Source organism: Flagellimonas chongwuensis (assembly GCF_013376415.1).
Classification (GTDB): Bacteria; Bacteroidota; Bacteroidia; order Flavobacteriales; family Flavobacteriaceae; genus Flagellimonas; species Flagellimonas chongwuensis.
Genome location: NZ_WYET01000004.1, coordinates 898,750 through 924,242 on the forward strand (window position 1 = coordinate 898,750; position 25,493 = coordinate 924,242).

Annotated in this window: 26 protein-coding genes; 13 read left to right on the top strand and 13 right to left on the bottom strand. The window is 41.0% G+C overall.

The genetic code is table 11. The annotated features are described in order from the left end of the window. Positions 1–51 precede the first annotated feature (51 nt). Genes GUA46_RS11160 through GUA46_RS11175 form a run of 4 tightly spaced genes read right to left on the bottom strand, consistent with a single transcriptional unit; the run spans position 52 to position 3,116 of the window. The gene (locus GUA46_RS11160) at positions 52–915 is read right to left on the bottom strand and encodes a hydroxymethylglutaryl-CoA lyase (protein WP_176620551.1); all 864 of its coding nucleotides are present in this window, start codon (positions 913–915) and stop codon (positions 52–54) included. A 21-nt stretch (positions 916–936) separates the two neighbouring features. Beyond that, a complete protein-coding gene (locus GUA46_RS11165; RefSeq protein ID WP_108246550.1) occupies positions 937–1,593 on the bottom strand; it encodes a LysE family translocator in 657 nt (218 codons plus the stop codon). Between the two features lie 6 nt (positions 1,594–1,599). Then, a complete protein-coding gene (locus GUA46_RS11170) occupies positions 1,600–2,640 on the bottom strand; it encodes a quinone-dependent dihydroorotate dehydrogenase (RefSeq protein ID WP_176620552.1) in 1,041 nt (346 codons plus the stop codon). A 56-nt stretch (positions 2,641–2,696) separates the two neighbouring features. Then, on the bottom strand, positions 2,697–3,116 hold the full coding sequence (locus GUA46_RS11175; protein ID WP_176620553.1) for a hypothetical protein: 420 nt from the start codon (positions 3,114–3,116) through the stop codon (positions 2,697–2,699). A gap of 103 nt (positions 3,117–3,219) precedes the next feature. Between GUA46_RS11175 and pepT the strand changes: the two genes are divergently transcribed. From pepT to GUA46_RS11200, 5 genes are all read left to right on the top strand, one after another. After that, the gene (gene pepT, locus GUA46_RS11180) at positions 3,220–4,449 is read left to right on the top strand and encodes a peptidase T (RefSeq protein ID WP_176620554.1); all 1,230 of its coding nucleotides are present in this window, start codon (positions 3,220–3,222) and stop codon (positions 4,447–4,449) included. A gap of 2 nt (positions 4,450–4,451) precedes the next feature. Continuing rightward, positions 4,452–5,042 carry a YdeI/OmpD-associated family protein gene (locus GUA46_RS11185; RefSeq protein WP_176620555.1) on the top strand — a complete coding sequence of 197 codons (591 nt, stop codon included), beginning with the start codon at positions 4,452–4,454 and terminating at the stop codon, positions 5,040–5,042. Between the two features lie 69 nt (positions 5,043–5,111). Next, complete coding sequence (locus tag GUA46_RS11190; protein WP_176620556.1) at positions 5,112–5,924, top strand: helix-turn-helix transcriptional regulator; 813 nt, start codon at positions 5,112–5,114, stop codon at positions 5,922–5,924. A gap of 64 nt (positions 5,925–5,988) precedes the next feature. Next, the gene (locus tag GUA46_RS11195) at positions 5,989–7,704 is read left to right on the top strand and encodes a serine hydrolase domain-containing protein (RefSeq protein ID WP_176620557.1); all 1,716 of its coding nucleotides are present in this window, start codon (positions 5,989–5,991) and stop codon (positions 7,702–7,704) included. 204 nt (positions 7,705–7,908) lie between these two features. Continuing rightward, complete coding sequence (locus GUA46_RS11200; RefSeq protein ID WP_176620558.1) at positions 7,909–8,895, top strand: hypothetical protein; 987 nt, start codon at positions 7,909–7,911, stop codon at positions 8,893–8,895. A gap of 46 nt (positions 8,896–8,941) precedes the next feature. Here the strand turns inward: GUA46_RS11200 and GUA46_RS11205 are convergent, their stop codons facing one another. From GUA46_RS11205 to nusB, 4 genes are all read right to left on the bottom strand, one after another. Further along, positions 8,942–10,291 carry a Gfo/Idh/MocA family protein gene (locus GUA46_RS11205; protein ID WP_176620559.1) on the bottom strand — a complete coding sequence of 450 codons (1,350 nt, stop codon included), beginning with the start codon at positions 10,289–10,291 and terminating at the stop codon, positions 8,942–8,944. A gap of 91 nt (positions 10,292–10,382) precedes the next feature. Continuing rightward, positions 10,383–10,673 carry a preprotein translocase subunit YajC gene (yajC, locus tag GUA46_RS11210; protein ID WP_176620560.1) on the bottom strand — a complete coding sequence of 97 codons (291 nt, stop codon included), beginning with the start codon at positions 10,671–10,673 and terminating at the stop codon, positions 10,383–10,385. 14 nt (positions 10,674–10,687) lie between these two features. After that, on the bottom strand, positions 10,688–11,164 hold the full coding sequence (locus GUA46_RS11215) for a DUF1573 domain-containing protein (protein WP_176620561.1): 477 nt from the start codon (positions 11,162–11,164) through the stop codon (positions 10,688–10,690). A 38-nt stretch (positions 11,165–11,202) separates the two neighbouring features. Continuing rightward, complete coding sequence (gene nusB, locus GUA46_RS11220; protein ID WP_108246539.1) at positions 11,203–12,150, bottom strand: transcription antitermination factor NusB; 948 nt, start codon at positions 12,148–12,150, stop codon at positions 11,203–11,205. A 181-nt stretch (positions 12,151–12,331) separates the two neighbouring features. Between nusB and GUA46_RS11225 the strand changes: the two genes are divergently transcribed. The 4 genes from GUA46_RS11225 (at position 12,332) to GUA46_RS11240 (ending at position 15,745) form a co-directional block, all read left to right on the top strand. After that, entirely contained in the window at positions 12,332–14,086 is a 1,755-nt protein-coding gene (locus tag GUA46_RS11225) for an ABC transporter ATP-binding protein (RefSeq protein ID WP_108246538.1), read from the top strand. Between the two features lie 75 nt (positions 14,087–14,161). Then, entirely contained in the window at positions 14,162–14,542 is a 381-nt protein-coding gene (locus tag GUA46_RS11230) for a PUR family DNA/RNA-binding protein (protein ID WP_176620562.1), read from the top strand. 93 nt (positions 14,543–14,635) lie between these two features. Beyond that, complete coding sequence (locus GUA46_RS11235; protein ID WP_176620563.1) at positions 14,636–15,196, top strand: thioredoxin family protein; 561 nt, start codon at positions 14,636–14,638, stop codon at positions 15,194–15,196. A gap of 6 nt (positions 15,197–15,202) precedes the next feature. Next, a complete protein-coding gene (locus GUA46_RS11240; protein ID WP_176620564.1) occupies positions 15,203–15,745 on the top strand; it encodes a GNAT family N-acetyltransferase in 543 nt (180 codons plus the stop codon). 1 nt (position 15,746) lies between these two features. Here GUA46_RS11240 and GUA46_RS11245 read toward each other — a convergent pair whose 3' ends face one another. After that, positions 15,747–16,289 (bottom strand): YfiT family bacillithiol transferase, encoded by a 543-nt coding sequence (locus tag GUA46_RS11245; protein WP_176620565.1) that lies wholly within the window; start codon positions 16,287–16,289, stop codon positions 15,747–15,749. Positions 16,290–16,434: 145 nt separating this feature from the next. Between GUA46_RS11245 and GUA46_RS11250 the strand changes: the two genes are divergently transcribed. Then, a complete protein-coding gene (locus tag GUA46_RS11250; protein ID WP_108246533.1) occupies positions 16,435–17,073 on the top strand; it encodes a peroxiredoxin in 639 nt (212 codons plus the stop codon). Between the two features lie 82 nt (positions 17,074–17,155). Beyond that, positions 17,156–17,350: a cold-shock protein gene (locus tag GUA46_RS11255; RefSeq protein WP_108246532.1), complete on the top strand. Its 195-nt coding sequence runs from the start codon at positions 17,156–17,158 to the stop codon at positions 17,348–17,350. Positions 17,351–17,793: 443 nt separating this feature from the next. On the opposite strand, the gene GUA46_RS11260 is transcribed toward GUA46_RS11255, so the two are convergent. Continuing rightward, entirely contained in the window at positions 17,794–18,726 is a 933-nt protein-coding gene (locus GUA46_RS11260) for a peptidylprolyl isomerase (protein WP_176620566.1), read from the bottom strand. Positions 18,727–18,914: 188 nt separating this feature from the next. On the opposite strand from GUA46_RS11260, the gene GUA46_RS11265 reads away from it, so the two are divergent. Both GUA46_RS11265 and GUA46_RS11270 read left to right on the top strand, forming a co-directional pair. After that, positions 18,915–20,834 carry a DUF294 nucleotidyltransferase-like domain-containing protein gene (locus tag GUA46_RS11265; protein WP_176620567.1) on the top strand — a complete coding sequence of 640 codons (1,920 nt, stop codon included), beginning with the start codon at positions 18,915–18,917 and terminating at the stop codon, positions 20,832–20,834. Next, positions 20,834–21,484 (top strand): 3'-5' exonuclease, encoded by a 651-nt coding sequence (locus GUA46_RS11270; protein WP_176620568.1) that lies wholly within the window; start codon positions 20,834–20,836, stop codon positions 21,482–21,484. Before GUA46_RS11265 ends, GUA46_RS11270 begins: the two co-directional genes overlap by 1 nt. Before the next feature lie 30 nt (positions 21,485–21,514). On the opposite strand, the gene acs is transcribed toward GUA46_RS11270, so the two are convergent. From acs to GUA46_RS11285, 3 genes are all read right to left on the bottom strand, one after another. Then, positions 21,515–23,422, bottom strand: coding sequence for an acetate--CoA ligase (acs, locus tag GUA46_RS11275; protein ID WP_176620569.1), 1,908 nt, complete (start codon positions 23,420–23,422; stop codon positions 21,515–21,517). 64 nt (positions 23,423–23,486) lie between these two features. Further along, complete coding sequence (locus GUA46_RS11280; protein WP_176620570.1) at positions 23,487–25,202, bottom strand: sodium:solute symporter family protein; 1,716 nt, start codon at positions 25,200–25,202, stop codon at positions 23,487–23,489. Between the two features lie 19 nt (positions 25,203–25,221). Further along, positions 25,222–25,485, bottom strand: a complete 264-nt coding sequence (locus GUA46_RS11285) for a DUF4212 domain-containing protein (protein ID WP_176620571.1) — start codon at positions 25,483–25,485, stop codon at positions 25,222–25,224. Between the last annotated feature and the right edge of the window lie 8 nt (positions 25,486–25,493).

Here is a 25,493-nt window from a genome sequence, read left to right on the forward strand (position 1 = left end):
AATTTAGACTCAATCTAAATAAATAGCGAAGGATTTAAATCGATTAAGGAATCAATGATACACGGAAAACAACTCAGTGGCTTTGTTGTATGCCGCTTCAAAAACCATCCAGTTAACACCTGAATCTGCCTTTTCTGTAGTAAAGTAGGACAGCATTTTCTCTGTGGGCATGTTGCCGGTCAGCTCGTCTTTCGCCATGGGACAACCACCAAAACCTTGCACTACTCCATCAAAACGGCGGCAACCGGCCTTGTACGCCGCATCCACCTTTTCGTGCCACTTAACGGGCGTAGTGTGCAAATGGGCACCGAACTCTATTTCTGGGTATTTCGGAATCAGATTGCTGAACAAATAATCGATTACTTCTGGTGTGGAACTTCCAATGGTATCGGACAAGGATAGGATTTTGGTTCCCATATCGGCCAATTTCTCGGTCCACTCCCCTACTATCTCCACGTTCCATGGGTCGCCATATGGATTTCCGAATCCCATGGAAATGTAGGTGACCACCTCCTTGTTGTTTGCGTCTGCCAATTCCAAGATTCCCTTTAGCGTTTCCACCGATTGGTCTATCGTCTTGTGTGTGTTCCGCATCTGAAAGTTTTCGGAAATGGAGAATGGAAAACCCAGATAATCTATAGCTTCGTGTTCACAGGCATCTTGAGCGCCTCGTACATTGGCCACAATGGCCAAAAGTTTACTTCGGGTGCGGGACAAATCCAACTTTGCCAAAACCTCAGCGGTATCCTGCATTTGCGGTATGGCCTTGGGAGATACAAAACTTCCGAAATCGATGGTATCAAAACCACAGCCCAAAAGCGATTGAATATACTTCACCTTTTCATCCGTAGGAATAAAGGTTTTGATACCCTGCATGGCATCCCTTGGACATTCTATGAGTTTTACTTTTTGCATAGTCTCCCGTAAAAATAGCACTTATTTCTCCGACAGAAACAGATAAAGAGCAATCCCCACAAAAACAACTATCTGCACCCATTTTAAATAGAATCCTGTTTTTTGATGACGCGAAAGATACTTGGTGATTTTACCCGCCAAAACTGCAATTGTACCGAAAACAATGAATGCGGAAAGCATAAAAAGTAATCCCAAAATGTAAAATTGAACTACAGTACTTAGACTCTCACTGAACAAAAAACCAGGAAAAAATGCCAAAAAGAAGATGGTAACCTTAGGATTAAGCACATTCATGGTGAAACCGGTCCAAAAAAGTTTTCTTGGTGATTTGGTAGTTCTGTTTTTGTCATCCAGAAGAATGGAGGCATCACTACGATAAACTTGATAAGCCAAGTACAATAAATATATGGCACCAAATAATTTGATGGCAAAAAACAAAACATCACTTTGTTTAATGATTTCAGACACCCCAAAAGCCAAAAGTGTGGTATGCACCAAACAACCGGAGACCAATCCAAATACGGTGGCCAGGCCGGATTTTGTTCCGTTACTGATGCTTTGGGTGAGCACAAAAATATTATCAGGTCCCGGTGAAATGGCTAAAACCAAGGAAGACACCAAAAATGCAATCAATACGGGTGAATTGATGGTTTCCAGAAATATTAGCAAACCGTACATACTACCTTAAGTCATTTTTTCCAAAATGGCCTTGTTGATTTTTTTGACAAGTGCCGGTCCCTCGTATATAAAACCGGTGTAAAGCTGCACCAAATCCGCACCTGCCTCCAATTTTTCGAGCGCATCAGCTTCGGAGTGTATACCGCCGACACCTATAATCGGGAATGCCTTTCTGCTGTTATCAGCCAAAAATCGGATTACCTCGGTACTCCTATTGGTCAATGGTTTTCCACTTAAACCGCCTGCTTCCTCAGATAAGGTCAAATGCGATTTTAAGTCATTTCGTGCAATCGTGGTATTTGTCGCTATTACCCCTTCGATTTTTGTGTCGGCCACAATTTCGATGATATCCAATAGTTGGTCGTCCGTTAAATCAGGAGCAATCTTCAATAATATCGGTTTTTCTTTCTTAGACACGCTCTTGGCCATTTTTTTATTATGACTCTTTAACTTTTTGAGCAATTTGGTGAGTGGTTCCCTATCCTGAAGTTCTCTCAAACCTGGCGTATTGGGTGAACTCACATTTACTACAAAATAGTCCACATGCTCGAACAGAGCTTCAAAACAGATGAGATAATCCTTTAAGGCATCCTCATTGGGTGTAACCTTGTTTTTACCAATATTACCTCCAACAATTACGCGATGACTCTTCTTCAACTGCTCAACGGCTTCAAAAACACCTTTATTGTTGAACCCCATCCTATTGATAATGGCCTCATCATCCTTTAATCGGAACAACCGTTTTTTGGGGTTGCCCGGTTGTGGTTTTGGGGTTACCGTACCTATTTCAACAAATCCAAATCCAAAATCCGAAAACTCGTTGTACAGTTTGGCATCTTTATCAAAACCAGCGGCCAATCCCACCGGATTCTTAAACCTCACGCCAAATACTTCCCGTTCCAATCTTGGGTCATCAACAACAAAAATCTTTCGGAAAATACTGCCCAAACCCAATCTTGAAAAAAACTTTATAGCCCTAAAAGTAAAGTGGTGCACGGCTTCTGGGTCAAACAAAAAAAGTACCGGACGAATAAGGATTTTGTACATTCAGAATGGATTTTGGACAAAAATAAAAACTCTTAAAACAGTTCTTAACATTTCGGTCAATTTTCGTCAACAGACCTATTTACATAGATGGGGCGCAGGGTCATTTGGTTGCACAGCTTCAAATACCTATCATATTGTGTTTGAGTGAAACTTTCCAGCAGTCTTTTATCCATCATATGGACATTTTTTGCCATGCTATCAATAAAGGATTGGTACTTTTTGGACACTTCAATCAGAACTTCAGGCGAGCTGTCCTCATTTTGTTTCATTAGGTACTCTGCCCGTTCCTTAAAAATATCGTTCCTGATTTTTAGTTCGGCACTCCAATTTTTCAAGTCCTCCTTTTGCTCTTCCGTGAGTTCAAAAACTTTGGTAATGGTCTCGTTATCCCTACCGCCAACGCCTAAAATACAATCCATCTGGGCAGTTCCGTAAAACCCAGATATCAAAAAAAGAAAATATACCAATGGTTTCAAGTGAAGTTGAATTTAATCGTTTGTGAAAGATACTTATTAATGCTCTTGATTTGCAAAATTACGTCTGAATAAGCATTATTTTTGATGAAATTCAACACCGACCATGGAAAAGTTATTGTCCCGATTTTTAGATTACGTAACCACTGACACACAGAGCGACCCCTATTCCAAGACCACTCCAAGTACAGAAAAACAATGGGATCTAGCGAAGAAATTAGTGATGGAACTGCACCAAATCGGTATGCAGGAGGTCTCAATCGACGAAAATGCCTACATAATGGCAACCTTGCCTAGCAATACTGATAAAAAAGTACCTACCATTGGATTTGTGTCTCATTTTGATACCTCCCCAGATTTTTCGGGCAGAAATGTAAAGCCACAGATCATTGAAAATTATGACGGGAAAGATATTGTGCTCAACAAGTTGAACAATATTGTTCTATCTCCCGATTATTTTGAAGATTTGAAAGATTACGTAGGTCAAACACTAATTACCACCGACGGGACCACGTTATTGGGCGCTGATGACAAAGCAGGTATTGCCGAAATTATTACCGCCATGGAATACTTGATTCAACATCCTGAGATCAAACATGGAAAAATTAGGATTGCCTTTACTCCCGATGAAGAAATTGGGCGAGGCGCCCACAAATTCGATGTGGAAAAATTCGGTGCGGAATGGGCCTACACCATGGATGGTAGCCAAGTGGGCGAACTGGAATACGAAAACTTCAATGCCGCAAAGGCCAAGATCACCGTTACCGGAAAAAGTGTGCATCCCGGATATGCAAAAAACAAAATGGTAAATGCCATTGGGATTGCCAATGACTATTTAACCCATTTGCCCCCTAGTGAAGTACCTGAGCATACCACGGGTCGAGAGGGCTTCTTCCATGTGCACAAAATCAAGGGGGAAATTGAAAAGGCAGAAATAGATTTGATTATCCGTGATCACGATGCAGTGCATTTTCAGGCTAGAAAAGACCTTTTAATCGACATCAAGGACAAACTCAACAAAAAATATGGAGAGTTCATCAACCTGACCATTGAGGATCAGTATAAGAATATGAGAGAGAAGGTGGAACCAGTCTTTCATATTGTAGAAATAGCGGAAGAAGCCATGAAATCTCTCCAAATAGAACCCATTATTAAACCTATCCGTGGCGGGACCGATGGCTCCCAACTCAGTTTTATGGGGCTACCCTGCCCCAACATCTTTGCCGGTGGGCACAATTTCCATGGCAAATACGAGTATGTTCCCTTGGAAAGTATGGAAAAAGCTGTGCTGGTTATCGCCAAAATTTGCGAACTTACCGCTAGTCAAATCAGATAGTTGTGAATAAAATCGAAAAACTGGAGTCTTTTTACGAAAGCGAGCATCCGTTTAAGGGCGGCATTGCTCTACTGCGAGAGATTGCCCTAAAAACAGAAGCCGTAGAGGACTTTAAATGGAGTATACCTGTTTATACATTGGATGGCAAAAATGTATTTGGCATTGGAAAGTTCAAGAGCTATTTCGGTGTTTGGTTTTTTAACGGGGTATATCTAAAGGATCCGCAAGACGTACTAGAAAATGCACAAGAAGGCAAAACCAAAGGTATGCGCCATTGGAAGTTCCACAATTGGGAAGAAGTTAACCAAAAGGATGTACTGGCCTATATGAATGAAGCTTTGGAAAATCAAAAAAAGGGATTGGAAGTGCAAGCCGAGAAGACCAAGAAAGTTACCATTCCCCAATTATTACAAGCTGAATTGGACCAAAATCGCGAACTAAGGACAGCTTTTGAAAAATTTACTCCCTACAAACAAAAAGAATTCTGCGAGTACATTGCCGAGGCTAAACAGGAGAAAACCAAACTGCGCAGATTGGAAAAAATACTTCCCATGATTAAAGTGGGTGTTGGGTTGAATGATACTTATCGCTAAAATCATAGGCTTACATCTATAATTCGCTTATATTGAGTGTAAATTTGCATCATCAATCAAAAATCATCAATGAAAATCTTATCTAGCGGCGAATACTATGGTAACAAAAACTCGGAGTTACGCCATGACGGAATAACGCTTTCAAAATACAGTTACACCGGAATACAAACGGATTGGCACTATCATGAAAACCCTTATTTTATGTACGTACTGCAGGGCAACATGAAGGATTGTAACAAAAAAGCGACCACTTTATGCCCTACCGGCAGCTTAATGTTCAATAATTGGCAGGAAACCCATTACGGGTCCAAACACTCTACCAACGCAGCTGGCTTTCATCTGGAATTTGAGACATCTTGGCTGCAAAAACATGATATTACCTTCACTGTTCTGGAAGGAAGTAAATTGGTACAGCACCCCGAAGTACATTTTCTGTTCGCAAAATTGTATCGGGAACTTAGCATGATGGACAACTACAGCGAACTTACTATTCAATCCATCTTGATTCAAATATGTGATTCCCTCAAAACCGAGCAATCGGTCGAATCAAAGAAACGGCCCGAATGGGTTGATAGACTAAAAGAGTTACTTCATTTTGATGAAAACACCCTGAGCTTGGAATACCTATCGCAACAGTTAGATGTTCATCCCGTGCATATTTCAAGGGCAGCTTCAAAATATCTAAATGCCAGCCTAGGAGAATACATTAGGCAATGCAAATTAAAAGCTGCCATTCCATTGTTAATACAGTCCAATTATTCGCTTACAGAAATCGCATACCAGTCAGGTTTTTCAGACCAGAGTCATTTTAACCGCGTTTTCAAATCACATTTCAACATGACTCCAAAAGCCTATAGAGATAGGTTGAAGACTAAGCTCTGATGTTAATTTTATACAAGTTTTGGAATAATCGGGGCGGTACATTTGTCTTCAAAATATCAATATAATGCTTAAACAATGGATTCTATCAACAGCGCTGCTTTGCAATATGCTGTTGAGCTGCGCACAGGGAAAGGAACATTCCTACTCAGGCGAATGGATTGGACATCTACCGGAAAAAACTAGTTTCAATTTTAAAGTTTCGCTGGAAAAACTACGAGACAACAGTTACAACTTGATCATTGCTAACGAAGATATTCTGATTGACAAGGAAATAGTATCGCAAAGTCACGATAATGTGGCTTTCACTGTTGGCGAAGGACTCTTTTTTGATCTAAAGTATGAAGATAATGAAACAGAACTGACCGGATTTCTGAAGACTGGAAGGTTTTTGTACCATGTAACCTTAAAAAAAGCTGACGACGATACTTATAAAGGAACATGGAACCCTTTTATGTTCAACGATGGACTACAGAGCTCCGACATTATGTTGTACATGGAAGAAACCGATAATGGCCTAGCGGGCTATCCATTTTTTGGCGACCAACGATTTAGAGGAGCATGGTCAAGCAATTTTGAACAAAATGGCAACTTGCTCACCTTCAAGGATAGTAATACAGGGTTTAATTTTAGGGCCAATCTACAGGGAGATCATATTGACTTGGATATCCTTTTGAGTCAGTCTGTGTTAACCTCTACCCGTTTAACGTATACTGATGATGGGTGGGAATACTTCTCCGAACCTAGGGCCGAGCCACAGAGCACCAACACCCCTCCATTATTAAAAGATGGTTGGGAAGTGGCTAACAGTAATGAATACGGTATTGACCAAGGTAAGCTTGCGGAGCTGATAAATGCATCCAATACCGGTGAGTTGATAAATATGCACAGTATCCTTATAGCCAAAAACAATAAACTGGTGTTCGAAAGTTATTTTGGAGGCTATAATGCCCATATTCCTCACGATTTGCGATCCGCATCGAAAAGTATTTCTTCTGCCATAATAGGGATTGCTATCGATGATGGTCTCATCAAAAGTGCAGAAGAAAAATTGTACGATTTTATACCTGAGGCATATAAATATACCAAAGATTCCCTGAAGGCTAACATAACGTTACAGCACCTGCTTACCATGAGCTCCGGGCTGGATGTAAACAATAAAGCTGCGGAGGATTACTACCAGAACCCCAACAATTCCGATAATTGGTTAAAAACTGTCCTAGAGGCACCGATGGTACGCGCTCCAGGCACTTACTTGGACTACGGTTCCGCAAACCCGTTTTTATTGGGCATTTGTTTGAGTGAACATTTAAAAACTCCTCTGGAGACCTATATGGACGAAAAGCTATTTGAGCCATTGGGCATTACAAACTACATCAACCAGACAGATGACACCCAACAGAGACCTTATTTTGGAGGTGGTATGCTGTTGACTTCCCGTGACCTGCTCAAGTTTGGTCAATTGTACCTCAATAAAGGAACTTGGAATGGAAAACGTATTATTTCCGAAAGTTGGGTAAAGGAATCCTTTAAAAAGTATGGTCGTTTACAGGACACCAAGGATAAAAATGAATATGGTTATCTATGGTGGCACGACACCTATGAGATAAACGGTAAAGAAATCAAATCTATTGAAGCCAGAGGTGCGGGCGGACAGTTTATTTTTATCCTTCCCGATTTGGGTACAGTAGTTGTAATCACTGCGGGCAACTTTAGGAACGGTAAAGGGAATCAATCCAGGGATGTTCTCAAAACACATATCTTACCTGCATTGATACAATAGACCTATATACATTTGTCCACCAGTGGGCAAATCTTAGAAATGTATATCCCCTTTGCGATAGCTTTATTGGAAAAAAAGCACATACCAAAATGAATCCGTCAACTGAAAAGGGGATTGGTTAATCTTAACTGCAGGTTTAACCTTGAAGCCACATTTAACTATTCATTCACAGCTATTTACAGTCAAAATACATTATTTTGTTTCATGACTAAATTTTCACTGACCCTTATTTTTATTGGCTGTCTTTTGTTTTCTGTCAAAAGTAAAGCCCAAGAAAACTACCTGAACTACCATTCCAAAGTAATTGAGTGTGAACAGCTGATTGCTGAAGGAAAATACTCTTCTGCGATTGATACATTTGATTCTCTATTTAAACAGTTTGATTTCTCGTTTTTAAGAGACATCAAAGTCGCTACTGAGCTCAGTGCATATCAAAATGATTATCAATCAGGATTACAGTTCACCAGACTGGGAATCAAAGCTGGTTGGACACTGAAAAGCATAAAAAAAAATGACAATTTACAGTCATTAAAAAAATCTTCGGAATGGTCAAAGCTTTTATCCGAATATGATTCCCTCCACCAAACCTACTTATCGGGACTAAATCCTCAGCTCAAAGAACAAGTCCATGAAATGTTCAAAAAGGACCAGAAAAAAGCACTTGGGGCATTGTTCAGAATTGGACAAAAAGCCAAAAGGAGGTATTCAGAAAAAAAATTTGCCCCTCATAGCGAGCAACAGTTAGAACAACTGGAGCAAATTTTAAAAGAGTATGGTTATCCAGGTGAACGACTTACAGGAAACAACCTATGGGGCTCCGTGATTTTAAGTCATCATAATTCAATATCCATAAATTACAATTCGAAAGATACCATCTACGCTCATTTAAAGCCAAAATTATTAGCTGCACTGAAACAAGGTGAAATATCACCGTACGAATTAGCCCAAATTGAAGATTGGCGAACTGCAGCTTTAACTAACCATGAATCAACATCCTATGGATTTCTTGGAGTCATTCCGAATGATGCAGCTTTGGAAACAACAAATAACAATAGAAATGTTATCGGATTACGAACCATCTCCCTTAGAAATGATTTAATCGATATTGAAAATAAAACTGGAATGAACCTACACCTACCCAAAGGGTGGCAAAATGGAAAAATAACAGTTGCCACAGACGCAGAACGGTAAGTCGAGCTCCGTCAGTCACTGTTAATTTCAACTAAAAATCTGTCTTTTAGCCCATCTTTGGGAACTTCCATCCATTATGGTATTGCTTGGCCAATAAAGCATCAGCTTCCTTGTGGTTAAACTTATGGTTTTCCGCATCCCAGAATAAGCGTTCTCCTGTTTTGTAGGTAATATTCCCCATATGGCTCACCACCGCGGCATCATAACCGATTTTTATCGGGGCTTTCAAGATTGATTTATCCCTCGACTTTACTGCTTCCAAAAAGTTTTGTGTATGCAATCCCAAACCTTGGCCAACACCCTGCTGTAACGGTACAGCTTCTATTTTTGGCCCCAAATCTTGACTCCAATGTGGACGATCATGTTCCGGGATTACCTCCCAGCCACCTCGGTCGAGTACTAGAGTTCCATTATTCCCGATAAAAGCAATACCATGGTTACGCCCGTAATTGCCACCGTCAATTCCAGTAGCATGCTCCCACAAAAGGGAAAAATCACCAAAATCGTAAATGGTTTGTAAAGTATCAGGAGTTTCGGCCGCATCTTTGGGGTAGGCAAACTTACCACCCATGGCCATCACAGATTTGGGTGTGGAAGCCTTCATTCCAAAAAGAGCGTAATCAATCAAGTGTACGCCCCAATCCGTCATTAATCCTCCTGCATAGTCCCAAAACCATCTGAAATTAAAGTGAAACCTGTTTGGATTGAAGGGCCTGTTCTCCGCAGGTCCCAACCACATATCATAATCTACACCAGCAGGTACAGGGCCATTGGGCTCCACGGGAACGGATGACATCCACCCTTGATACGCCCATGTTTTTACTAGCCTTATCTGTCCCAGCTTACCGGAATGCACATAGTTGATGGCATCTACAAAATGGGGCTCGCTGCGTTGCCATTGCCCTATCTGCACCATTCTGTCGCTTGCATTTACCTTGGCCAGCATGGCATCGCTCTCGGCCACGGAATTGGCTATGGGCTTTTCACAATATACATCCTTACCGGCATCAATGGCATCGGTAAGTTGTAGGCAATGCCAGTGGTCCGGCGTTCCGATTATGGCAATATGAATATCCTTATCTTCCAACAGTTTTCGGTAATCGGAATACCATTTAGGCCTTTTGATTCCCCCTTTTTCCAGTTCGGCAGTTTTTTCGCGAAGCACATTTTCATCCACATCGCAAAGGGCTACAACCTCGACCTCACTATTCTGCAACATAGAACTCAAATCGGAAAAACCCATTCCTTTACAACCAATAAGGCCAACCTGAATTTTATCATTTGGACTGATGGTTTTTCTAATCGATGCCAACAACTCGGTTGGCAATACCATTGATGCTCCCATGGCTGCCGCGCCCAAACTGCTTTGCTTTACAAACTGTCTTCTGGTTCCCATACTTTTCAAAATTTTGAGTAAAGTACAAAAAAAACACCCCTTGGTTATCCTGTACCATGGGGTGTTTTCAATTTTTATGAATTTTAAACGCTTACTTTTTTTCGTCGGGAGCATTTAATTTTTTGCTCATTTCCATGGAAATGGCGGAGCGGTCGAACTTTAAACGGCCTGCCATGGTTTCAATGATACAGGAAAAATCCTTGTCGTTCAATTCCACAATCTTACCGTGCAAACCACTCTTGGTAATAATCTTGTCTCCTTTTTTTAATTCGGAAGCGAATTTTTTCTCATCCTTCTGACGTTTGATTTGCGGGCGAATCATAAAAAAATACGCCACGGCAAAAATCAATATCAGCGGTAAAAACTGCTGTAAGTTTTCCATTTAGGTCTTTTAAATTATTTTACAGGACCAGCTGGTGTAGCTTCTGGTGCTTGTACAAATGCTTTGATTCTTACGATTTCAGAACCTTTGGCGGTGTTTGCTGTTACCGTAATGGTTTTTGTCACCTGGTTTTGACCAGAACCGTTGAATTTCACTAACAATTCACCTTTTTCTCCTGGTGCAATAGGCTCCTTTGGAGGGTTTGGCACTGTACAACCACAGCTACTTTTAGCATCTGTAATGATCAAAGGAGCATCACCTGTATTGGTGAAAGTAAATACAGTTTCTTGAGGAGTTCCTCTTTGGATGGTACCGAAATCGTGCTCCGTTTTTTCAAACGTCATTACAGGAACTTTTTTGTCGGCCTCATCTCTGCTAACAGCGCTTTCAACATTGTCAGCAACTATCTTTTGCGATGCTTTGTCCTTGCATGATACACTGGTTAGGGCAACCACTGCGATCAAACTAAAAATTGTTGTTATTCTTTTCATGATTAAAATTTGTTTTCCCAAAATTAAGGAATTATTGTTTATTGTAGACCTCTACCTATTTTTTGGAGTCTTCCGTCCGATTTGTACTCTTTTGCCAACTTATCTAACACCCCATTTATAAATATACTGCTCTTAGGTGTGGAATACTCTTTGGCAATCTCCAAGTACTCGTTCAAAGTTACTTTTTCTGGAATGGACGGAAAGTTAAGTAACTCGCATATTGCCATTTTAAGGATAATGGAGTCGATCTCAGCAATACGGTCGTTGTCCCAATTCGGAGTTTTTCCTTCAATTTCTTTCTCCCATTTACCATCGTTAAGAAGTGTTTTGGTCAACAGATCATTGGCAAAATCCAAATCTTGTTGATCCTTGAGCAATGCGGGTAAAAAGAAACGGTCTCCAGAATCTGGCTTGGCTTTTTTAAGGCGTTTGACCAAAAAAGTATTTACAATAGGGAAATCATCGACCCACGTAAGCTTATCATCCTCGAAGTAATCGTAGATTTTCTCATTGGGAGCTATAATCTCTTTGAACAGTTGTAGTACCACATCACGGTCATCAGTATAATCATCGGCCCCGTTCAGCATATATTGCTTATAAATATCACTGCCCATGATTTCCTTGTAGATGATCTTTACATATTCATCGTTCAAGTACCAATTGTCCAGTTTGCGCTTGGAGAGTTCATTCTTCAACGCCTCGTTATTGACCAGTTGCAAAAGCAATCGGTTTTTTATAAATTTTTCTGGATTGGGATATTTATCTTCTTCGGTGGCCACGTATTTTTTGGAAGCGTGGCTCACATGTTTTTCGGCCAAACGATGCAGTTCTGCCAAAAGGCTTAAAATCAAAAGATATAGAACGTACATATTTTCTATACTCACTCTTAGGAACTTTTCCTGCTTTTGAAGCGAATCGTCCTTGGATTGCACCAATGCATAAATACATTGCATAACTTTTACCCTAATGTGCCTTCTGGTTAACATGTTTAAAGAACTTTTAAAGTCATTATTTGGCTTTCACACTGCAAAAGTAATCTTATATTTGATTCTTACCTACCAAAGTTACTTTCTTATCAGTTTTATAACATTTACTTTGTGAGGTATGGTATATATTTGCGGGATTGTCTGCTTACATCGAAGCTAAAAAACCACCTTTCTCCCTCTTATGAAAGAACTGAAGCACTTAAATAAATATTTTAAGAAATATTGGCTTAAACTGCTATTGGGCATATTGATTACCATAATTGCACGGATTTTTTCCCTTGTAATGCCCTCTTACGTGAACAAATCCATCCAGGCCGTGGAGGATTTTATGTCGGATGTGATTACGTTGTCCGATGCCAAAGGATTACTGCTCCAGTACATTTTGATTATTGTCGGCGCAGCTTTTTTATCAGGATTGTTCACTTTTCTGATGCGCCAGACCATTATAAATGTATCCCGGTATATTGAATATGACCTCAAGAACGAGGTGTTTGACCATTACCAGCTCCTCAGTCTTAATTTTTACAAGAAAAACCGAATCGGGGATTTAATGAACCGAATCAGCGAGGACATCAACCAGGTGCGATTGTACGGTGGGCCTGCCATTATGTACGGTATACAGACCTTGACCCTTTTTGTCTGCTTGATTCCCCTAATGTTCATAAAAGCTCCCACACTTGCGGCCTATACCCTGCTCCCATTACCCATCTTATCTGTTTTGATCTATCAAATCAGCAAGATAATCCACAAAAGGAGCACCAAGGTGCAGGAATTTCTATCCACCCTTTCCACGTTTACCCAAGAATCTTTTTCAGGAATTTCTGTAATCAAAGCATACAGTATTGAGCCACGTATCAATAATGAATTACGCGATTTGGCCCAAGAGGGAAAAGATACCAGTATGGCCTTGGCCAAAGTAAATGCATGGTTCTTTCCTTTGATGATATTATTGATTGGGGTGAGCAACCTGTTTGTTATATATATTGGAGGTCGCCAATACATCAATGGGGAAATTGAAACCATTGGAATCATTGCAGAATTTATATTATATGTGAATATGCTCACATGGCCCGTGGCCATTGTAGGATGGCTTACATCCATTGTACAACGGGCGGAAGCTTCACAAAAACGAATCAACGAATTTTTGAAAGAGGAACCCTCCATCCAAAACATGGTAAAGGAGCCTACGCCTATCAAAGGCGATATCGAATTCAAGAATGTGACTTTCACCTACGAGGATACCAATATCACTGCCCTCAAAAATGTTTCGTTCTCGGTAAAAGCAGGACAGACCGTAGCCATTTTAGGAAAAACAGGCTCAGGAAAATCGACCATACTGGATTTGGTGGCTCGTTTGTACGACACCTCTTCAGGTGAGGTATTGATTGATGGTGTACCCGTTCAAAATCTAAATTTGGACAGTTTACGAAGTTCTATCGGTGCCGTACCGCAAGATGCTTTTCTATTCTCGGACACTATTGAGAACAATATCCGTTTTGGTAATGAGAACGCCACCCATGATGAAATTGTAGCGGTCGCAAAAAAAGCAGTCGTCCATAAGAACATCGAAGGCTTTGCCAAAAAATACAACACTATTTTGGGTGAACGCGGGATTACGTTGAGTGGAGGGCAAAAACAGCGTGTCTCCATTGCCCGGGCATTGCTCAAAGACCCAAAAATCTATTTGTTCGATGATTCCCTTTCGGCCGTGGATACCGAAACAGAGGAAGAAATTCTCAATAATTTGAAAAAAGTTTCAAAAAGCAAGACCACATTGATTGTGAGCCATAGAGTATCGTCTGCAAAGAACGCCGATAAAATTATCGTATTGGACAATGGAAGTATCATACAAGAAGGCACACATGAAGAACTGAATAATACTGATGGGTATTATAAAGACCTTTACATTAATCAGCTTTCGGGCAAAGAATCATAAAAAAGTTGCTGAATTAGCTTTTTTTTTACATTTTTGGTAACGTAATTCAACATAGTACTAAATACACTATACCATATGGGCCAGAAAGATACAATGGATCAGGAAGAGATTTATTCGAAAGTCTTAAGAGCAGGAAGAAGAACCTACTTTTTTGACGTCAGAAGCACCAAGGCCGGAGACTATTACCTTACCATAACAGAGAGTAAAAAATTTACTCACGACGATGGTTCTTTCCACTACAAAAAGCACAAAATTTACTTGTACAAAGAAGATTTTAGCGCTTTCCGTGAGATTATGGAAGAGATGATGGACTACATCATTGACGAAAAAGGGAGCGAGGTCATCTCCGAAAGACATCAAAAAGATTTTAAAAAGGAAGATGAAGAAGAAACTTTCAGTGAGAATGGAACTGCCGCCGGAAGCAACTTTACCGATGTAAGTTTCGACGACATCTAAAAAATAATTCCTTTAATAATTTAAAACGACCTGTATTTTGCAGGTCGTTTTTTATTTTTACCATAGCATTTCCGCAACAAAAAATACAGAACAATGGCTAGGACACCCAGCAACATGCTACCCTTGGGCACCAAAGCTCCGAATTTTGAACTCCTGGATACCGTTTCCGGCACATCCATATCGTTGAACAGTGCAAAAGGAGAGAAAGGCACGGTTATAATGTTCATATGCAACCACTGCCCATTTGTGATCCATGTAAACCCAATGATTGTTGAACTGGCCAAGGAATATCAAAAAAAAGGCATTGCCTTTGTAGCCATCTCAAGCAACGATGTGGAAAACTATCCGCAAGACTCGCCAGACCTCATGAAACAAAAAGCAAAGGAAGAAGGGTATACATTTCCATATTTATATGATGAAACCCAAGGGGTCGCCAAAGACTACGATGCAGCCTGTACACCGGATATTTATCTTTTTGATTCCCAGCTAACCTTAGTTTATAGAGGACAACTTGACGGCTCCAGGCCCGGAAACGATGTTCCGCTCACCGGAACCGATCTCAAAAAAGCAATGGACGCTATTCTGCAGGGAAAAGAGGTCGACCAAGACCAAAAACCGAGCTTGGGCTGTAACATCAAATGGAAAAACACCTAACTATAAATGAACTGTGCTGTTTTGGACAATACCGTAACATTGGTCCCTGTCAACCACGATAACCTTACAACCTACTTGACCATTGGCATTAAATCCTATCGTGAGAATTACCTTCATTTATGGGAGAATGATGACCCGACACCTTACATTTCAAATGGTTTTACATCTGAAGTTGTAGAACGCGAACTACAGGACCCCAATGCTTTGAATTTTCTCATCAACTTGGGAGATCATACTGTTGGCATTCTGAAATTGCTAAAAGACCGTGGTGTTGATGAAATATCGGATGCCGAGGCATTAAAAGCCGAAAAAATCTATCTTTTGAAAGAGCATTCTGGCAAAGGTATTGGCAAACAACTAATCCAAATAATTGAAGAAACGGCCCGAACACTCAACAAAAAAATCATCTGGCTGGATGCCATGCAAAAAGGCAAGCCGGTACAATTTTATCAAAAAAATGGTTTTATCATCAAAAGGGATAGCGAAGTAACTCTTCCCCATGTAAAACCAGAAGAGAAGCCCATGTATATTTTGACCAAAAAACTTTAGCCTACCACCCTTTGCGTTCAACCAAGTTTTGTATATGCGAGTAATGATGATTGCCATGCCACGCATAGCGTCCAATATTTTCCTTTAAACTAGTTTTCTGGTTTCCATCAGGATGAATAAAACTGCGCTGCAAGTCTTCTTCCGAAAGACCCTTCAACAAATACACCAACTTGGCATGTACAGCACTCAAATGGTACAACGACATGAGTATTGGAGCGGTTCTTGTATCGAACAACTCCGCCCAAGCCTTTTCATCGTAGGCTTTTATGGTCGGATTATCCTCCGTTAGTGCCCATTTAAAACGTATGTAACTATTATGGTGGCTGTCAGCAATATGATGTATCAATTGGCGCACGGTCCAGCCTCCAGGGCGATAAGCGGTTTCGAGTTGTTGCTCCGAAAGTGGGGCAACCAAATCGCTTAACCTTTGAGGGAGTGTTTCCAAATCAGTGATCCATTTTTCTGTATCGTCGGTTGTAATAGCATCAGGAATCTCAAATTTTCCTATCGGATAGCGCAGTTGTTCCAAGGTTTCATTTTCCATAAACTAAAAATAATAACTTTTTGTCAATAACACGCTTCACCAAAAAGCCGTATTTTAATACACTTTTAACTGATTTACAACTAGACAACCAAATAATCTAGTAATTTTGTAGAGTACTAATTTATAAACCTAAAAATTAAAATATATGGCAACTTTAAGATTGGGAGATACCGCTCCGGATTTTACTGCGGTAACTTCAGAAGGAACTTTGAACTTTTATGAATATCTTGGGGATAGCTGGGGAATTCTGTTTTCCCACCCTGCTGATTTTACACCCGTTTGTACAACTGAATTGGGTACCGCGGCCAAATTCAAGGATGAGTTTGACAAAAGAAATGTAAAGATGATGGCTTTGAGTGTCGATGGTGCCGCTTCGCACTTGGAATGGATAAAGGATATCAACGAAACACAAAGCACTGAAGTCAACTTTCCGATAGTTGCTGATGTGGAACGAAAGGTATCCGACCTTTATGATATGATCCACCCTAATGCAGACAATACGTTGACCGTTCGTTCGGTATTCATTATCGATCCAGATAAAAAAATTAAACTTACGCTCACCTATCCTGCCTCTACCGGACGTAATTTTTACGAATTGCTCAGAGTTGTGGATTCATTGCAGCTAACAGCAAACCATAAAGTAGCGACTCCAGCCAACTGGAAAAACGGTGAAAAAGTGGTAGTTAGTCCTGCGATACCTACGGAAGAAGCGAAAAATATTTTTACAAAAGGGGTAGAAGAAGTAAAACCATACCTACGTTTGACGCCCGATCCAACAGCTTAATTTATTTTATTTGAAGAAAAAAACTGATTGCCAATAAATTAAACGTACCTTTGGAGCCAATTTAATTTTTTCAATTTATATTATGAGTAAAGGAACAGTAAAATTCTTCAATGATTCTAAAGGTTACGGATTTATCACTGAAGATGGTTCAAACACAGATCACTTCGTACACATTTCAGGTTTAATCGATGAAATTAGAGAAGGTGACGTTGTAGAATTCGAACTACAACAAGGTAAAAAAGGATTGAACGCCGTCAATGTACAAATTGCGGAATAAGTTATATAAACTTTTTTTCTAGACTAGTCTGGGCTGCGGCCCAGACTTTTTTTTTTTGCTTTTTTTTTCAAATTCTACGCAACCATTCCAAAGTTTACTATCTAAGCAATAAACAAGCACTGTTCCCCAATAACCATATAAACCTAATAATAAATGAATACCTTTTTCGGAGTACTTTCGTTTTTATTGATTGTCAATGCGCTGCTATTGGTATGGAGTGTCAATGGTTCAAAAAAGTAACAAAAAAATCGATTAGGGCAATAGGTAGGGTTTTTTACCGTTCAACTGTTACCTAATAAACACGTTACAACCATGACAACTTTTTTAAGCATTCTTGTTGCACTACTTGCACTTAACGCCTGTTTATTGTTTTTGAGCGTAAACCGGGCCAAATAAAAAAAGCCTCCATTACTGAAGGCTTTCTATATTTTGACGTGATTTTTTTATTTCACGTTCATTAATTCCACATCAAAAATCAATGTTGCATTTGGTGGAATAACTCCGCCAGCTCCCGTACTTCCATATGCCAAATGAGAAGGAATCACAAAACGTGCCTTGTCACCTACTTTCAGCAAGCTGATACCTTCATCCCAACCGGGAATTACTTGTCCAATACCCAATGAAAAGTCAATAGGTTGCTTTCTTTTATAGGATGAATCAAACACTTGACCATTCGTCAAAGCTCCTTCATAATGCACGGATACGGTTTTACCCTTTTCCGCTTTGGCACCGCTACCTTTTTGAATAATCTTATAACGAAGTCCACTATCGGTCTTATCAAAACCTGCGGCCAACTTTTCCATCTCGGCCTCTGCAGCAGCCTTTTGCGCTGCGATACGCTTTTCCCTTGCACCTTCAAATGTACGGAAGGCCTCAATAGCGTTCCAATTTTTGGCCTCTTCGCCTACCCTAAGGATTTCCAAGGTTTCAATTTTATCTCCTTGGGAAATGGCATCCACCACATCCTGACCTTCCTCAACACGACCGAAAACGGTATGCTTGTTATCCAACCATGGGGTGGCTACGTGGGTGATAAAAAATTGACTCCCATTGGTACCTGGCCCTGCATTGGCCATGGATAGCACTCCTGGTCCATCATGCACCAAATCTGGATGAAACTCATCATCGAACTTATATCCTGGGTCTCCGGTTCCAGTTCCGGATGGACATCCGCCCTGTACCATAAAGTCGGCAATTACCCTGTGAAACTTTAGTCCATCATAATACGGTTTTCCTTGTGGCTTAGCACTGTTCTCCATATTCCCTTCTGCCAGTGCAACAAAGTTGCCAACCGTTCCAGGTGTTTTATTATGCGTAAGCTTCACCAATATTTCACCTTTGGAAGTATTGAACTTTGCGTAGATTCCGTCTTGCATTGTATATGATTAATAAATTATTAGAAAATTGGATTCTTGTTTTTCCGATGGGCAAAGATAGGTGTTTATGGGCAAGGTAAAAAGTCGGCAATCACTTTGAGAAACTCAGTATATATAAGAGAATCATCCATTAAAAGGTTATGGAGCAATAATTTCTAGAAAATGAAACCAAGGCTTAAATTAGTAGTATGAAAAACACCATATCCGAGCGTATTGCCGACTTTTTAAAAAACTACCCGCCTTTTAATGCCATGGAGGTTAAACAATTGGAGCAATTGTCCCTTGAGGTGACCATAATCCATAAAGAGACCAATACGGTTGTTTTCTCCCAAGGTGAAAGCCCGCACGAGAGTTTTTATGTGGTAAACAAAGGTGCGGTGGCACTTTCCAAAGCAGGTTCGAGTCAGATATTGGATATTTGTGATGAAGGTGATGTGTTCGGACTGCGCCCCCTGCTGGCCAACGAAAGCTATAAATTGGAAGCTAAGGCCTATGAAGAAACCATCCTCTACGCCATTCCCATCAAAGATTTCAAGCCACTGGCTCTCGAAAACAAACGTATCGGGAATTTTTTGATAGAAAGTTTTGCCTCCAACACCGGAAACCCCTATTCCATTAAACATCGTGGCAAACTGTATGGTGAGAACAGTGATTCCAATCAGTATTCCAGCGACAAAATGCTGGATTTGCAGCCCATTAAATATTCCACCAAGCTCATCACCTGCAAAGAAGGGACCCAGGTAAAGACCATTGCCAACAAAATGACCAAGCACAATGTAGGTTGCATGTTGGTGGTTCGGGAAGACCTTCCTGTTGGTATCATTACTGACAAGGATATCAGAAAAAAAGTAGCAACGGGACTGTACCCCATAACCGCCTCGGTTCAATCCATAATGTCATCCCCTATCATTACCTACCCCAAAGGACTTACCTTGGCACAATCGCAAATGGCCATGATGAAGAGCGATATCAGCCATTTAGTGCTCACCGAGGATGGCACGACGGATACAAAAGTGGCAGGAATCCTGTCCAAACATGATATTATGGTTGCCGTGGGAAACAACCCTGCTGTTCTTTTACGCGCCATAAAAAGGGCTTCCAAAGTAAAAAGGTTACGGGGCATTCGACATGGAATCATGAATCTGCTTCAAGGTTATCTGGAACAGAATATTCCGTTGGGACTTGTTTCCAAAATTATTTCCGAACTCAATGATGCCTCTACAAAACAGGTGGTAAAAATTGCTTTGTCCAAAATGGAAGAAGAACCTCCTGTAAAATTTACTTGGTTGAGTATGGGAAGTCAAGGTCGTGGCGAACAATTATTAAATACTGATCAAGACAACGCGATTATTTTTGAGGATGTTCCAGTGGAAAATTTGGAAGCCACCAGAGCCTATTTCCTAAAATTGGGCGAACGGATTTCCAAAATGCTAAATACCATTGGTTTTGAATATTGTCCAGCGGATATGATGGCTTATAACCCATCTTGGTGCCACAGCCTAAGTGAATGGAAAAAGGTGACCACTCATTGGATACATAATCCGGGGCCCGACGAAATCTTATTGTCATCCATATTTTTCGACTACAATGTCACCTATGGAGATAAGTCGTTGGCCGATGAATTATCCCAAAATATTTTTGACAATGTTCAAGGATATCCATTATTCTTTACCCATTTGGCAAGTGGTGCATTGCAAAACCCATCTCCTTCAGGATTTTTTAGGGATTTTTTGGTGGAGCAAGATGGTGAACATAAAGACTTTTTCGATTTAAAATTACGTGCCCTTATGCCCATTATCGATGCAGCTCGGGTGCTTATTTTATCCCACTCCATCAAATCCATCAATAATACGGCCGAACGTTATGAGAAACTTGCGGAACTGGAACCAAACAACAAAGAACTCTATTTGGCCTGTTCTTACGCAAGCAAGGCTTTGCTCAAATTTAGAACAAGACAAGGTTTACTGCACAACGATTCGGGCCGATACATTGCTTTGGACAAATTGAACAAGGAAGAAAAAATCAAACTGAAGAGAACCTTTAAGACCGTTAAGGAAATTCAATCCTTGATTGAGGTCCGGTTCCAAGTAAAAAACCTTTTGCGATAATGTGGCCGTTCTCCAAAAAAAAATCGCTGGAACTGCCCAATTTTTGGTGGGCCTATGAAGAGGATTTCAATGAAAAGCTCCCAGAGAGCATTCATGAAAATACGTTTGTGGTACTGGATACGGAAACCACAGGTTTTAGTTTGACCAAGGACAGAATGCTCTGCATCGGTGCTTTGAAACTGAGGGACAACACCATTGTGGTTAAAGAAAGTTTTGAAGTATACATTCAACAGGAACATTACGATTCGGAGAGTGCCGAAATCCATGGGATACTCAAGCACAGTAAAAAGAGTACTATTTCTGAACTTGAAGCCCTGAAGCAGTTTTTAGAATATGCCAAAAACCACATATTGGTGGGGCACCATGTGATATTCGACGTCAATATGATGAATGCTGCACTTAAAAGAAATGGACTTCCCAAGCTCAAAAATAAAACGCTGGATACCGAATCCCTCTATATTAGAACCTTATTAATATCATCGGTGGTCCAAAAAAAAGAGCGGTACGCCTTGGACGACCTTGCAAAAAAATTCAGTATTTCCAGAAAAGATAGGCATACAGCCTTGGGGGATGCCTTTATTACGGCAATTGCTTTTTTAAGAACCATTGAAAAACTAAAGCCACAAAAAATAAAGGACCTCCTTAGATAAAGAGGCCCTTGCTTAAAGCAAAAAATTTAATTATAGACTTTCCTTCATAATTGACTCTACTACTTCCGGGTTCAGCAATGTGGAAGTATCACCAAGGTTACTGGTATCTTTTGAAGCAATTTTTCTTAGGATTCGCCTCATGATCTTACCGCTTCGCGTTTTTGGAAGTCCCTCTACAAACTGAATCTTATCAAGCTTGGCAATCGGACCAATATGTTCCGTAATCAATTGGTTGATTTCCTTTTTCAGGTTATCCCGGTTACGAGTTTCTCCTGTTTCCTTTAAAATTACATAGCCATACAAGGCGTTTCCTTTAATATCGTGCGGAAATCCTACAATGGCCGATTCTGCCACTGCCGGATGCTCGTTTATGGCATCTTCAATTGGTGCGGTGCCCAGATTGTGTCCTGAAACAATAATAACATCGTCTACCCTACCTGTGATTCGATAGTAGCCCACCTCATCCCTGAGCGCTCCATCACCTGTGAAATATTTACCTTCAAAGGCAGAGAAATAAGTTTCTTTATAACGTTGGTGATTGCCCCAGATGGTTCTTGCAATGGATGGCCATGGATACTTGATGCAAAGCCTTCCATCAACTTGGTTTCCTTTGATTTCCTTACCATTTTCATCCATCAGTGCAGGTTGGATACCCGGCATAGGCAAGGTGGCATAAGTTGGTTTTGTTGGTGTTGAAAAAGGAATTGGTGAAATAAGTATACCTCCTGTTTCTGTTTGCCACCATGTATCTACTATCGGACACTTTTTGTCGCCCACATGATCATTATACCAGTGCCATGCTTCCTCATTGATAGGCTCTCCCACAGTTCCCAAAACCTTGAGACTAGAAAGGTCATGTTCTGTAATAAAATCCAAGTTCTCCTTGGCCAATGCTCTAATTGCTGTGGGTGCCGTGTAGAACTGGGTTACTTTATGTTTTTGAACCACATCCCAAAATCTTCCAAAATCGGGGTATGATGGTACACCTTCAAACATTACCGTTGTAGCCCCGTTGGCCAATGGCCCATAAACAATATAAGAGTGTCCAGTAATCCATCCAATATCGGCAGTACACCAATACACATCCTCTTCTCGGTACTGGAAAACATTTTTAAAAGTATAGGCCGTGTACACCATATACCCTCCCGTGGTATGGACCATCCCTTTTGGGCGACCTGTTGAACCTGAGGTATACAATATGAACAATGGGTCTTCGGCATCCATGAGTTCGGGCACACAATCGGAATAGGCTTTGTCCAACAACGGCTGAACCCAAACATCCCTGCCTTCTTTCATTGTAACCTTGCCGCCTGTACGTTTCGAAACCAAAACACTATCCACATCGGGGCAACTTTCAAGAGCCTCATCCACAATGGCTTTTAAATCTATTTCTTTTTTACCACGATAAGAACCATCGGACGTCAATACCATTTTGGCACCGCAGTCGTTAATTCGAGTGGCCAACGCTGTTGAAGAAAATCCTGCAAAAACCACCGAGTGAATTGCCCCGATGCGGGCACAGGCCAAAAGTGCTATGGCCAAATCGGGAATCATCGGTAAATAAATAACGACCCTATCCCCTTTTTCCACACCTTTATCCTTTAGCACATTGGCGTATTTGCACACCCTCTCGTGTAATTGCAGATACGTGATGTGTTCAGCTTCTTCGTTTGGATCGTTAGGTTCAAAAAGAATGGCGGTCTTATCGCCTCTTATACGTATATGACGATCTATACAATTCTCGGTAATGTTCAGTTTGGCTCCTTTAAACCAACTTATCTCTGGCTTTGTAAAATCCCATTCCAGTACCGAATCCCATTTTTTTCGCCAAAAAAAGTGTTCTTCAGCTACTTCTTCCCAAAATTCTTCAGGGTTTCTAACAGATTTTCGATACACCTGAAAATATTCCTCCAGATGTTTAATGTGGTAATTACTCATTATGTTCAATTAAATTTTAAGCTGCCTTAAAAATACGGAAAAACGGAGTGATTTCACAGGAGATTCAGTGCTCAATTGCTTGTCCTGCTTGGTTTGGAACACGAATGTTTTCCACGATTTCCTGTACAGCTTCGGGAGGTTCCGGAGTAAACATATTAACCACGATGGCTACTATGAAGTTGACCAACATTGCAATAGACCCAAATCCTTCTGGGGATACTCCGAACCACCAATTTTCCTGAAGCCCAGACACCGCGTCCTTACCTCCATCAAAAATGCCAAATTTGAATTTCAACATATAAAAAAGCATTAGGCAAAGCCCCACTACCATTCCAGAAATGGCCCCCTTACTGTTCATTTTTTTATAAAAAATCCCAAGTATGATGGCTGGAAAAAACGATGCCGCGGCCAGGCCAAAAGCCAATGCGACTACCGCTGCCACAAATCCCGGAGGATTAATTCCGAAGTATCCCGCTACTACAACGGCAACTGCAGCCGAAAGTCGGGCCGCCCATAGCTCTCCTTTTTCCGAAAGGTCAGGTTTAAGGACGTTCTTTATCAAATCATGGGAAACCGAGGAGGATATCACCAACAACAACCCTGCAGCGGTAGACAGTGCTGCAGCCAATCCTCCCGCAGCGATCAAACCAATGACCCAAGCAGGAAGGTCGGCAATCTCCGGATTGGCCAGTACCATAATGTCACGATCAACTGTAAGTTCGTTTATTTCAGGTGAAGCTACATATTGAATCTTGCCATCACCATTTTTATCTTCGTGACCGATCAAACCGGTTTTTTCCCATCGGTGGAACCATTCGGGCATATTGTCATATTCCTTGCCACTTACGGTTTCAATGAGGTTGGTTCTCGCAAACACGGCTACCGCAGGTGCAGTGGTATAGAGTATAGCAATGAACAGCAGGGCCAATCCCGCCGATTTCCTGGCATCTCGGACCCGTTTCACCGTAAAAAAGCGAACGATTACGTGGGGCAGTCCTGCCGTACCCACCATCAAGGCGAGGGTAATCGCAAAAACATCAATGGTACTTTTGGAGCCATCGGTATATGCTGCAAAACCCAATTCTTCGGACAGACCGTCCAATTTATCCAAAAGATAAGTACCGGAGCCATCGGATAGGGTGTCACCAAAACCTAGCTGTGGTACCGGGTTGCCTGTCATTTGGATGGAAATGAATATAGCGGGCACCATAAAGGCAAATATCAAAACACAATATTGGGCCACTTGGGTATAGGTAATTCCCTTCATACCTCCGAGAACGGCATAGAACAACACGATAATCATTCCGATGACCACCCCGGTATTGATATCAACTTCCAAATATCTTGAAAACACGATTCCCACACCACGCATTTGCCCAGCAACATAAGTAAACGAAACGATAAGAGCACAAATAACGGCCACGACGCGAGCCGTTTTGGAATAATATCTTTCTCCGATGAAATCGGGTACCGTAAACTTTCCGAATTTCCTAAGGTAAGGTGCCAATAACAAGGCCAAAAGTACGTAGCCTCCGGTCCACCCCATTAAGTAAACGGCACCATCGTAACCAGCAAACGAAATGATTCCTGCCATGGAAATAAAAGAGGCTGCCGACATCCAGTCTGCTGCTGTGGCCATGCCGTTGGCCAACGGCGAAACTCCTCCGCCTGCCACATAAAATTCTTTAGTGGAACCTGCCCTCGACCAAATGGCAATTCCTATGTAGAGACCAAAGGATAGCGCGACCAATATATAGGTCCAAATTTGAACATCACTCATGATACGATTTTAAGGTGGGTTAATCTTCGTTGTAGCCGTATTTTTTGTCGAGTTTGTTCATCAGACGAACATATACAAAAATCAGAATGACAAATACGTAAATGGCTCCTTGCTGCACAAACCAAAACCCGAGTTTAAATCCACCCAATCGAATAGTGTTCAACTCATCTTTGAAAAGAATGCCCGCTCCGTAGGATACCAAGAACCAGATGAACAAAAGTATCACCAAATACCTGAGGTTCTCTTTCCAGTAAGCAGTAGCTTTTTTTTGTTTTTCTGACATGGTGTTGG